This window comes from Embleya scabrispora DSM 41855, assembly GCF_000372745.1.
Lineage (GTDB): Bacteria > Actinomycetota > Actinomycetes > Streptomycetales > Streptomycetaceae > Embleya > Embleya scabrispora.
In genome coordinates, this window is the sequence record NZ_KB889710.1 from 35407 (window position 1) to 46712 (window position 11306).

General features: G+C 72.8%; 11 protein-coding genes. 7 read left to right on the plus strand and 4 right to left on the minus strand.

Going from position 1 to position 11306, the window contains the following annotated elements; translation table 11 throughout:
• Nucleotides 1-235: 235 nt before the first annotated feature.
• Nucleotides 236-1243, minus strand: coding sequence for a GTP 3',8-cyclase MoaA (moaA, locus tag A3IC_RS0142540; protein WP_020556171.1), 1008 nt, complete (start codon nt 1241-1243; stop codon nt 236-238).
• Between the two features lie 213 nt (nt 1244-1456).
• Between moaA and A3IC_RS70380 the strand changes: the two genes are divergently transcribed.
• Both A3IC_RS70380 and A3IC_RS0142550 read left to right on the plus strand, forming a co-directional pair.
• The gene (locus A3IC_RS70380; RefSeq protein ID WP_205354584.1) at nt 1457-2398 is read left to right on the plus strand and encodes a D-alanyl-D-alanine carboxypeptidase family protein; all 942 of its coding nucleotides are present in this window, start codon (nt 1457-1459) and stop codon (nt 2396-2398) included.
• Between the two features lie 156 nt (nt 2399-2554).
• On the plus strand, nt 2555-2734 hold the full coding sequence (locus tag A3IC_RS0142550; protein WP_020556173.1) for a hypothetical protein: 180 nt from the start codon (nt 2555-2557) through the stop codon (nt 2732-2734).
• A gap of 18 nt (nt 2735-2752) precedes the next feature.
• Here the strand turns inward: A3IC_RS0142550 and A3IC_RS0142555 are convergent, their stop codons facing one another.
• Together A3IC_RS0142555 and A3IC_RS63395 are read right to left on the minus strand one after the other, a co-directional pair.
• On the minus strand, nt 2753-4129 hold the full coding sequence (locus A3IC_RS0142555) for an ABC transporter substrate-binding protein (protein ID WP_052174052.1): 1377 nt from the start codon (nt 4127-4129) through the stop codon (nt 2753-2755).
• 56 nt (nt 4130-4185) lie between these two features.
• The gene (locus A3IC_RS63395) at nt 4186-4821 is read right to left on the minus strand and encodes an MTB12 C-terminal domain-containing protein (RefSeq protein WP_158696327.1); all 636 of its coding nucleotides are present in this window, start codon (nt 4819-4821) and stop codon (nt 4186-4188) included.
• 284 nt (nt 4822-5105) lie between these two features.
• Between A3IC_RS63395 and A3IC_RS63400 the strand changes: the two genes are divergently transcribed.
• The 5 genes from A3IC_RS63400 (at nt 5106) to A3IC_RS0142585 (ending at nt 9890) form a co-directional block, all read left to right on the plus strand.
• Nucleotides 5106-5744, plus strand: coding sequence for a hypothetical protein (locus A3IC_RS63400; RefSeq protein WP_020556176.1), 639 nt, complete (start codon nt 5106-5108; stop codon nt 5742-5744).
• Between the two features lie 5 nt (nt 5745-5749).
• Complete coding sequence (locus A3IC_RS0142570; RefSeq protein ID WP_020556177.1) at nt 5750-7645, plus strand: branched-chain amino acid ABC transporter permease; 1896 nt, start codon at nt 5750-5752, stop codon at nt 7643-7645.
• Nucleotides 7642-8433 carry an ABC transporter ATP-binding protein gene (locus A3IC_RS0142575; RefSeq protein WP_020556178.1) on the plus strand — a complete coding sequence of 264 codons (792 nt, stop codon included), beginning with the start codon at nt 7642-7644 and terminating at the stop codon, nt 8431-8433. Before A3IC_RS0142570 ends, A3IC_RS0142575 begins: the two co-directional genes overlap by 4 nt.
• On the plus strand, nt 8433-9113 hold the full coding sequence (locus A3IC_RS0142580; protein WP_020556179.1) for an ABC transporter ATP-binding protein: 681 nt from the start codon (nt 8433-8435) through the stop codon (nt 9111-9113). The genes A3IC_RS0142575 and A3IC_RS0142580 overlap by 1 nt, the downstream gene beginning before the upstream one ends.
• Before the next feature lie 312 nt (nt 9114-9425).
• Entirely contained in the window at nt 9426-9890 is a 465-nt protein-coding gene (locus tag A3IC_RS0142585) for a DUF6924 domain-containing protein (protein WP_040878174.1), read from the plus strand.
• Nucleotides 9891-9931: 41 nt separating this feature from the next.
• Here the strand turns inward: A3IC_RS0142585 and A3IC_RS0142590 are convergent, their stop codons facing one another.
• The gene (locus A3IC_RS0142590) at nt 9932-11017 is read right to left on the minus strand and encodes an amidohydrolase family protein (protein WP_020556181.1); all 1086 of its coding nucleotides are present in this window, start codon (nt 11015-11017) and stop codon (nt 9932-9934) included.
• Between the last annotated feature and the right edge of the window lie 289 nt (nt 11018-11306).

The following is an 11306-nucleotide window of genomic DNA, read 5'->3' on the forward strand; positions in this document are numbered from 1 at the left end:
TGATCGTCGCCGCACGGCAGCCCGGGAGCACGCCGGGCGCGGGTGCGCAAGCGGGCATCCCGCCCGTCACCGCACGGCAGGCAACGGGCGCACCGGACCCGGGGGTTCACGATCCCCTGAGCCACGCGCGGGCACTGGCGAGCACACGCGGGCGTGCGCTGCCGGCGGCGCGCAGGCGCATCCGCGCGGGTCGCGGAGCGGGCCAACCCGTCCCCGCCCGCCTCGGGCCGCGGGTTCAGCCGCCGATGGCCGACATCGGCCGGTCGGGCTGGAGGAACTCCGGGTCGTCGATGCCCGCACCGGCCTTCTTCGTCCACATCGCGGCCCGCCAGCGGTCGGCGATCTCCTCGTCGTCCGCGCCGCCGCGCAGGGCGGCCCGCAGGTCGGACTCCTCGCGGGCGAAGAGGCAGTTGCGGATCTGGCCGTCGGCGGTCAACCGGGTCCGGTCGCACGCACCACAGAACGGGCGGGTCACCGACCCGATCACGCCCACCGTGCCCGGGCCGCCGTCCACGAGCCAGCGCTCGGCCGGGTTGCTGCCCCGCGCGTCCTCCGCGTCGAGTCGGAAGACGTCGCGCAGCGCGGCCAGGATCTCGCCGGCGGTGATCATCTCGGCGCGCTTCCAGCCGTGCTGCGCGTCCAGCGGCATCTGCTCGATGAAGCGCAGCTCGTAGCCGCGTTCGAGGCACCACGCGAGCAGCGCGACGGCCTCGTCGTCGTTGACCCCGCGCATGAGCACGGTGTTGACCTTGACCGGTCCCAGGCCCGCGTCCACCGCCGCGGCCAGCCCCGCGAGCACGTCCGCGTGTCGGTCGCGCCGGGTCATCGCCTTGAACCGGACGGGGTCCAGGGTGTCCAGCGAGACGTTGACCCGGTCCAGGCCGACCTCCTTCAGCGTCGTTGCCAGCCGGGCCAGGCCGATCCCGTTCGTGGTGACCGAAAGCGTGGGCCGCGGCTCCAACGCCGCGGCGGCCCGGATGATCTCCACCAGGTCCCGGCGCAGCAGCGGCTCGCCCCCGGTGAAGCGGACCTCGCGCACGCCCAGCAGGGTCACCGCGATCCGGACCAGGCGGGTGATCTCCTCGCCGGTCAGCAACTCGGGCTTGGCCAGCCAGTCCAGCCCCTCCTCGGGCATGCAGTACGTGCACCGCAGATTGCAACGATCGGTCAGTGAGACCCGTAGGTCGGTCGCCACGCGGCCGAAACCGTCGACGAGTCCCCCGGTGCGGTGGTGCGTGCTCACCTTCGACCCCCTTCTCCTGGTTTCGGCACATCTTTGGCGATGCGGCAAGTTCCCAGGCTACGCGGGTCGCCCGGGTCGACAGGCTCACCAGGTTACGAGCGGGGCCCCCGATCGGTTGCAGTGGCGTATCCCACACGGGCATCGACAACCGTGAGTCGAATACCGGACGTGATCCACGAGAGGATCCAGGCTCACTACGAGGAGGCTTCACCGGTGAGACACGCAGCGGGCAGCGGTCCACAGCCCGACGAAGGGGGCACACCCGACGGAGCGCACTTCCTGGACACCTCGTGGCAACAGCACACCATGGGCGCGGCGGGCACACCGGGCGCATCCGGCCCTCCGCGCACATCGGGCACACCCGGCGCGTTCGACGCGGCGACCACGCCGGTCCCGGCCGACTGGTACCAGCGCGAGCAGCCCGCCGCTTCCCCCGCGGAGGCCCCGGCCGAGCCGGCCCGGCCCGCCCGCCGGGACGAACCGGAGCCGCCGCGCCGCAGCCGACGGGGGTTGGTCGTGTGGAGCCTGGCGGGCGCGCTGGTGCTCGGCGGAGCCGGCGTCGGGGCCGTGCTGTTCCTCGGGAGTGGCGACGACAAGAACAAGGCGAGTTCGGTGGGCGCGCAGTTGCCCCCCGCGCCCACGGCCGCGCCGACGGCCACGGTGCCCACGACCGCATCCACCACCAACGCGCCCGCCTCGACGCGGCCGCCGTCCTCGAGCAAGCCGCCGAGTACGTCCTCGACCGCGAAGCCGCCGGCGAACGACGTGGACGCGCCCAAGGACCCCAAGGCGCTCAAGCCGGCCGCCTACGCCGCGTGGAAGAGGATCGACGCCGCGATGGCCGCGGAGGGCATCACCCTCAACCTGAACTCCGGCAAACGCGGCTGGGCCCACCAGCAGAGGCTGCTCGACGAGAAGATCGCCGCGGTCGGCTCGCGCGAGGAGGCCCTGCGCTGGGTATTGCCGCCGGAGAAGTCGATGCACGTCCAGGGCATCGCGGTGGACATCTACCCGGCCAACGCCCAGGCGTGGCTCCAGGCCAAGGGCAGCAAGTACGGCTGGTGCCGGATGTACGACAACGAGGAATGGCACTTCGAGTACAACGCCTCCTACACCTCCGGCTGCCCCAAGCGCCTCCCCAGCGCCACGGAATGACCGAGCCGGCCGCGCCCGCGGGCGCGGGGCCATGGGAGTGACCTCGCGACACCCGGCCCCGGTCCGATCGTTGTACGCCGTGTCCGCCGACGAGTCTCGGCGGGCGCGGCGTCGGGGCGTGGGATCTCGGGGCCGTCGTAGCGGAGAGGCTCTCCCGTGCGGAATTCGGCCCTGATCGCCCCCAATCCCGATCCCCATCACCGCCGCCCGTTCGGCATGGTGCGGCTGCCCTATCCGGTGGCCCAGGCAGTGCTTCCGGCGCCCGCGGGCCGCATGCCCGCGCGGCCGCCGATCCTCACCCGGCCGCAACCCTGGTACCCGGCCGACTGGCGCTGACCGATCCGGCGCGGCCCGTCACGGCTTGTACGGCAGCGAGGGAACGTCGTAGCAGTTCGTGGTCATGTCCGGCACCTGGCCGACCCAGCCGCCCGGCGCACCGTCCTGCCAGCGGGCCACGTCGAAGCAGGTCCGGGTGGGCGCGGCGACGCGGTCGACCGGTTCGGCCCTGAAGTCGACCGGGATCAGCAGTCCGTGTGCGTCGTAGCCCTCGGGGCGGTTGACGAAGCCTTCGACGCACGCCCGGGTGACGTTCGCGCCGCACGAGGCGATCGCGTCGGTGAGCCACATCGCCGAGGCCCAGCCCTCCAGTTCCCACTGGGAGAGCTTGTCCTCGCGGTCGGGGTAGTACTTCTTCATCGCGGCCCGGAACTCGGCCACCGCGGGTTGCGCGGTGTCCGTGTAGCCGCGGCTGTTGCTCGTCGCGTAGATGCTGTTGCGGCAGGTCGGGGACGCCTTGAAGTCCTCGCCGACGCGCGCGTTCCAGTTCTGGACGTTGGTCACCTTCGCGGTCACCCGCAGTCCGGCGCCGTCCATCGCCTTGCACAGTTCGACGTTGCCGCGCGTGTCCACCGCGTCGAAGACGATGTCGACGCCCTTGCTGCGCATGTCCACCACCGCGGCGGCGAAGTTCGGCAGCGCGAAGTCGACCTGCTTTTCGAGCACGGTGTAACCCTCGGCGCGCAGGCCGTCGGCGACGGTCTGCGCGTAGCGCGCGGAGTCGGCCTGGTTGTACGACACCACGGCGGCGGTGCGCGCGCCGAGCTTGTCCTTGAAGTAGCGGTAGACCTCGGTACTCGCGTACAGCTCGCCGTTCCAGCCGACCTTGCCCTCGCGCGGAGCCCGCGAGCCGTAGATCGAGTACAGATGCGGGTAGGTCTCGTACGCGGTCCCGATCGGTTGGCCGCCGACGTCCGGGACGCCCTTGTCGCTGACGTAGCCGGCCGCGTTGTAGCTGTAGATGCTGTTGCCCGCGAAGGCGAACACCTTGTCGTCCTCGACGAGTTTGCGGGCGCAGCGCTGGTTGGCCACGCCGTAGCCGTTGTCGTCGCACGCGGACACCTCGACCTTGCGCCCGTTCACGCCGCCGCGGTCGTTGAGCGCCTTGAACCATGCCTGTGCGCCGTACATCGGCCCGGAGAAGGTCTCATTGCCCAGGATGCCCTGGACGGTGTCGATCATCCCGACGGTGATCCGGGTGGGGGTGACGCCCACGTCGGACGCGGTGTTGGCGTTCGGCGCGGGCGCGCCGGTGCCCACCGGGGCCGGCTCGCGGTCGTGGAAGTCGCGCTCCGGCAACCGCGAACCGCACCCGGCCACCAGGCACAGCAGCAGGGCCGACAACAGGGCCACCGAGGCGCACGGCACGCCCCGTCGGTGGAAACGACGACGCATACGTGCTCCTCGATGGCCCGGGTGTGGCGGATGTACGCCCGTTCGGGGTGTGGCGATCAGGCCTTGGGGCAACCCTCGACCACGGTGCCCGGCTTGAGCGCGGAGACCAGGGTGCAGACGGTGCTCAGGCTGACCTTCCAGGTGCCGTCCTGCTTGACGGCCTGGCCGGTCTGGCCGGGCAGCGCCGGGTTGCCGGCGAGCAGGATGTCGAACGACACGGCCGCCTTGTCACCGCTGATCTTGACCGCGGTGGTCTTGGACGTGACCTGCTTGGCCAGCGGGTCGTTCGCGAGCGTCTCGACGAGCGTGCCCACCTGCGCCGAGTTCTCCAGAACCGCCTTGCGGTCCGCGAGCGGCGTGGCGTTGTCGAACAACTTGTCCCAGTTGTCGGCGACCTTCTTCTCCTCGCCGGTGAGCGTGGTGCCACCGGCGGCCGGCGGAGCGCTGGACGCGCCACCGGGCGCGGCCGGCGTGCTCGCGGCGGGTGCGGGCGTCGTCGCCGCGGGGGCGGCCGGCGCGGACGCCGACGGCGTCGACTTCGCCTTGTCGTCCTTCTTGTCGTCATCGCTGCTGCAACCGGACATCACCAGCACCGCCGCCACCGGCAGGGCCAGCCATGCCCGACGCGCCCCCTTGCGACGACCGACGCCGGTGCCCGTTGTCGCCCGCTCGTTGATCATGTCCACGCTCACGCGCATTCACCACCCGTTCCGCCGGTCGCCCGGCGTCCTGTTGCTGTTGATGTAGCCAGGTAGTACCTGGGTTACCGGCAAGTCATGTTGCCACGTGCGACTCGGTATCCAATCGTGTTCCGGCCCGTATGACCAGATCCCGGCGAACTACGCTGAGGCACGAATGCGCGATCGGGCGGACTCGACGGGTGGACCCTATGGCAGGTTCGACGGACTCGGCAGGTTCCACGGGAAAGGCGAACTCCCCTATCGAACGACAGCGTACGACCGACGCGGCCGCGACCATGGAGGGTTTGCGGCGGCTGTTGCGCACGCACGGCGGCTGGCTGGTGGGCCTGTGCGGCGCGTTGTTGTGCGCACTGGGTTGGTACGGCGTATCGGGCGAACGGTACGAGGCGCGCCAACTGCCCTACCTGGCCTCGGCGACCATCCCGGGCGCGGCTTTGATCGTCGCGGGCGCGGTGCTCGTGGTGGGCACCCGGGGCGGGGCGGCGGGCGAGTCGGGAGCGGTGGACGCGGAGCTGCGCTCGATGGTGGGCCGGCTGTACGAACTGCTGGTCGAGCCGGTGCCGGACGCGGCGGAGCAGCCGACCGCCGCGGCGGGGTGGGTCACGGTGCCGGGCGGCGCGCGGTACCACCGGTCCGAGTGCTCGCTGGTGCGGGGCAAGAACGGGGTGTTTCCCGTGGACGAGGCGATGGCGCGGAACAAGGACCTGCGGCCGTGCCGGTTGTGCGACCCCGGCCCGGGGCCGGGGCAGACCACGCCGGGGGCGGCGGGGCCGGGGGCTGTCGGGCCGGAGGCTGCCGGGGTGGGGCCCGCCGGGGCGGTCTCGCCGCCCGGAGCGGCCGCCGGGTCGACGAAGCGAAGCGAAACCGGTGACGCCGGTCCCGACGGGCCCGCCTCACCCGCGACCGGCGGCTGAGCGTCGTGCTCACGGTGGAACTGGCCCTGGCCGGACTGGGCGTGGGCGCGATCGCGGCGCTCGCGGCGGTCGGGATGATCACCTCCTACCGGGCGACCGGCGTGTTCAACCTGTCCTTCGGCGCGCTCGCGATGATCGTCGCCTACCTGGTCTGGCAGCAGGTACGGGTATGGGGCTGGCCGCTGTGGGCGGCGGTGCTGCTCGACGTGGGCGTGGTGGCGCCGGCGCTCGGCCTGGTCCTGGAGCGCTTCGTCTTTCGCGGCCTGCACCGCGAGGGGGCGGGCCCGGCCCGGATGCTGGTCGCCTCGCTGGGCGTGTTCGTGCTCCTGGTCGGTGTGGCCACGCTGACCTGGGGCACCCAGGCCCGCCTGGACCCGCCCTCGATCGTGCCGACCGGGTCGGTGGCGCTGCCCGGCGACACGTCCGTGGCCCGCGGCACGCTGGTCGAGCTGGGCGTGGTGATCGCGGTCGCCGCGCTGGTGGCCGGCGTGACCCGGTACACCCGGTTCGGCGTGCGGCTGCGCGCGGTGGTGGACCGGCGTGCGCTGGCCGAGTTGGCGGGCGTGCCGGCCGACCGGGTGGCCGCGGCGGGCTGGGCCTTCGGGTCGATGCTGGCCGGGTTGACCGGGGTGCTGCTGGCACCGCACCTGCGGCTGGATCCGTACGGGCTGACCCTGCTCGTCCTGGAGACGATCGGCGTCGCGGTGGTCGCCCGGCTGGCCAGTCTGCCGGTGGCGATCCTGGCGGCACTGGCGATCGGGGTGGGGCAGAGCGAACTGTCCCGGCTGGAACTCGACTCGTGGGGGCTGATCCAGGCGCTCCAGGCGAACCTGTTCGTGGTGGTGATGCTGGTCGCGCTGCTGGTGCTGCCGCGGATGATCGAGGTGGGCGGCCCGGACGCCACGCGGGCGGCGACCCGGATAGGGACCGGGCACGGCGAGAGTGCGCCGGCGGGCTGGTGGGTGCCGTTCGTCGCGGTCGCCGCGGCGCCGCTCGCCCTGGGCGCGGAGCATCTGCGGATCGCCCAGCAGGTGCCGGCGCTGGCGATCGTGTTCGTGTCGCTGGTGATGCTCACCGGGTACGCGGGCCAGATCTCGCTCGGCCAGGCCGGCTTCGCGGGTCTGGGCGCGCTGTTCGCCGGGCAGCTGATGAGCCGGCACGTCCCGGGCCTGGTCGCGCTGTTCCTGGCCGCGCTGCTGGTGGTGCCGGTCGGCCTGTTGACCGGGTGGCCGGCGATTCGGCGGCGCGGGTTGACACTGGCGCTGACCACGTTCGCGGTGGCCGCGGTGGTCAGCCGGTTCGTCTTCGCCCAACCGCGCTTCACCAGCGACGCGGTGCTCGACCACCCATGGCCCTTCGAGGACGAACGCGCCTTCTACGCAATGGAGTTGGCCTGCCTGGGGCTGGTCCTGCTGGTGATCCGTCGGCTGCATGTGAGCCGACTCGGCCGGATGCTGGTCGCGGTCCGTGACCACGAGCGCGGCGCGGCGGCGGCCGGTGTGGACGTCTCCTCCGCCAAGGTCTTCGTCTTCGCGATCGGCGCCGGCGTGGCCGCACTGGGCGGCGCGCTGCTGGGGATGGGCGGCCGGGCCTTCGACGCGGCGGCCTTCGACCCGGTTCTGGGCCTGGTCTGGTTCGCGGCGGTGGTCGTCTTCGGCGTGGACAGCGCGGCGGGCGCGGTACTGGCCGCCGGTTTGGTGGTGGCCCTGGACGCGGCCACCACGGCCGGCATGTCCACGATCGTGATCGGCGCCCTGGCCGTCCTGCTGTCCCGGATGCCGGGCGGCGTCCCGGCCACGGCCCTGCGCCTGGCCGCCGGCCGCCCGGCCGCCCCGGCGGAGCCGATCCCGGTCCGGCTCACCCCACTCGGCCGAACCCTGCGGGCCCGGGTGCGCCCGTGAACGGGGCACCGGAGTCGACGCGGCCGGACCCGGACGGTGGTGGGTCGGCGAGTGCGCTGCGGGCCGACGCGATCGTGCGGCGGTTCGGCGGGTTGCGGGCCGTGGACGGGGTGGACCTGGTCGTGCCGGCGGGCGCGGTGACGGCGGTGATCGGGCCGAACGGAGCGGGCAAGAGCACCCTGTTCGACTGCCTCGCGGGCGGTCGGGTCGACGCCGGTCGGGTGTACCTGGGCGGGCGGGACGTCACCCGGCTGCCGGCGCATCGGCGGGCCCGGCTCGGGCTGGCCCGTACGTTCCAGGTGGTGTCGGTGTTCCCCAGTCTGACGGTGGTGGACAACCTGCGGGTGGCGGCGGAGAACCGGTCCGGATCCTCGGCCGTCGCCCGGCTGTTCGGCCTGCCCGACCCGGCCCGGGGACGAACCGGGGCCGCGGTCGAGGCGGCGCTGCGCCGACTCGCGCTGACCGAGCACGCCCACACGCTGGCGGGCCGCCTCCCGGCCGGGGTACTGCGCATGGTCGAGCTGGCCCGCGCCCTCGCGTCGTCCCCCTCGGTGCTGCTCCTGGACGAACCGGCCAGTGGGCTGGACGACGCGCAGACCGACCGGCTGCGGCACGAGCTGCGCGCGCTGGCCGCCGACGGCCTGGCCATCCTGCTGGTCGAACACGACATGGACCTGGTCTTCGGCGTCGCCGACACGGTGCACGTGATGGCCGCGGGCCGCATCGTGGCGGCCGGCACACCGGAGGAGATCCGCGCCGACGAGCGCGCCCAGGAGGTGTACCTCTGATGCCGATCGCCCTGTCCGTCACCGGACTTCGGGTGCGCTACGGCCCGATCGAGGCGCTGCACGGCGTCGACCTGGAATTCCCCTCGGGCGCGGTGACGGCCCTGGTCGGCCGCAACGGCTCGGGCCGCAGCACGCTGTTGAACACCCTGGCCGGCCTGGTCCGCCCGAGCGCGGGCCGGGTGCTCTGGCACGGGGTGGACATCACCGGATGGCCCGCCGACCGGCGAGCCCGCGCGGGCCTGACCCTGATCCCCGAACGCGGCGGCGTGTTCGCCGGCCTGACCGTGGCCGACAATCTGAAACTGTTCGCCGACGGCGGTGACATCGGGCCCGCGCTTGCCGCGTTCCCGATCCTGGGCGACCGGCTGACCCAAAAGGCCGGCACCCTCTCCGGCGGCGAACAGCAGATGCTCGCGGTCGGCCGCGCCCTGCTCACTCCCACCAAGCTCCTCCTCCTGGACGAACTCAGCCAGGGCCTGGCCCCGAGAGTCGCCGCCCGGCTCTACGAGGTCGTCACCACCCTGGCCGACGCCGACCGCACGGTGATCCTGGTCGAACAACACACCGGCGAGGCCCTGGACCGCGCCGAGGTCGTCTACGCCCTCAGCCGAGGCACCATCACCTTCCGCGGCGACCCCACCGAATACCACACCCACCCGAACGCGACACACCGCACGTAGGCCCTGCCCCGGAGGCTCGGCGCGTGTGGCGCCCCAAGCCGGTGTCGGTGACAACATCTGGGCGGCGGAGACCGACAACCGCGGACTCGTGGTCGATCACATCGACGTGGCCGAGGCGCCGGTCCCGAAGTCGGTGGCGCCGCTGTCGGGGCTGAAGACTGCCGGTCCGGGTGCCCCGGCGCGGGTTCGTGCTCGACGGGAAGCCGGTGCTTGCGTCCACGTCCTACCTGCCGGCCGACCCGGTCGCCGGCTTGCGCATCACGCACGAGCACCGGGCCGCCCGGCGGTGGACGACCGGAAGGGATCGGCGTGTTGCCGGAGATCGATGCGCGCAGCGAGTTCGCGGCTGTGGTGATCAGGACCGACTACGGGGACGAGACGGCCTGGGCGGCGGTGGCGACGGAATTGGGTCGGCCGTGGGGAACGGACGGGGAGTTCGAGGCGGGCGTGCACTTCGTCGACGATCCGGTCCGGGCAAACGCCGGGCCCGACGACATCGTCGCGGCGGTCCGGCGGGGCGAGGAGCAATTCGTGGTGTTCGTCGCCGACCGGCACACGATGCGGTCCGCCGACCACGCGCTACTCGCCCTCGACACCCGGCCCGAGGACCAGGCTCCGGACCCGATCGGCGCCCCGTCCCCGCGCGCGTTTCGGACCGTGCCGGCCGGCGTCCACGAAGTGCAGGCCAATCCGGCGATCGCGAACCTCTTCTTCTCGGAATTTGCGCAAGCGGCCCATGCCCACCCCGAAGGCGTCTTCCGAGCCTTCGGAGGCTGATCCCGGTAACCGTCGCCCCCGACTCGGCTGCGCCCGACGGCTCAGCGTGGCATCACCTTCCCGCGCAGCACCACCGCGCGGGGGTCGGCCAGGACGGCGACGTCCGTGCGGGGGTCCGCCGCGTAGACGACCACGTCGGCGGAGGCGCCCTCGGCGATGGCGTCGCGGCCGAGCCAGGTGCGGGCGGACCAGCACGCGGCGGAGAGCGCGTCGGCCGGGGGGATGCCGGCGGCGACCAGTTCGGCCACCTCGTCGGCGACCAGGCCGTGTGGCAGCGAGCCGCCCGCGTCGGTGCCGACGAAGATCGGGATGCCGGCGTCGTAGGCCGCCCGGACCGTGGCATAGCGGTTCGCGTGCAGCGCGCGCATGTGCGCGGCGTAGGTCGGGAACTTGCCGGCCGCCCGGTCGGCGATGCCGGGGAAGGTGGCGATGTTGACCAGTGTCGGCACGATCGCCACGCCGCGTTCGGCGAACAGCGGGATCAGGTCCTCGGTCAGGCCGGTGGCGTGCTCGATGCAGTCGATGCCCGCCTCGACCAGGTCCGGGAGCGAATTCTCGGCGAAGCAGTGCGCGGTGACCCGGGCGCCCTCGGCGTGCGCCGCGGCGATCGCCTCCTTGAGTGCGTCCAGTGGCCACAGCGGGGACAGGTCGCCGGTGTCCCGGTCGATCCAGTCGCCGACCAGCTTGACCCAGCCGTCGCCGCGCCGCGCCTCCCGGATCACGAACGCGGTCAGGTCGCCGGGCTCGATCTCGTGTGCGTAGTTGCGGATGTAGCGCTTGGGCCGGGCCAGATGGCGACCCGCGCGGATCAGTCGGGGCAGGTCCTCCCGACCATCGACCCAACGCGTGTCGGCAGCCGATCCCGCGTCCCGCAACAACAGCGCGCCGGCGTCCCGATCGGTCTGCGCCTGACGTTCGGAGGTGGCGGCGTCGACGGCGCCGTGTTCGTCGATCCCGACGTGGCAGTGCGCGTCGACCAGGCCGGGCAGTACCCAACCTTCCAATGTCGCGTCGACGGCGAGGGAGGTCGGCCGATCGAAGGTGATCCGCCCACCGACGATCCACATCTCGTCACGAACTTCGTCCGGGCCGACCAGAACGCGACCCTTCACGTGCAACACGGTCATGCCGAGACCCTACGCCCCGACCTCATCGACGCTGCGCCCACAAAAACCACCCACCCAGCTTCGACAAATCACGGAGCCCCACCGCAGCCCCCACGAATCCCCAAGCCGACCACACAAACAACTCGACCCCCCGGCCCACCAAGTCAAGCCCCACCCCCACCCACCAGCACCCGGCCCCAGCCCACCCCACGACCCACCTCCCCCAAGCCCCACCCCCGGCGCGTCAGCGCCCCCGACCCAGCCCGCCCCCAGTGATCGACGCGCGAAGCGCGGAGAGCGGCGGAGCCGC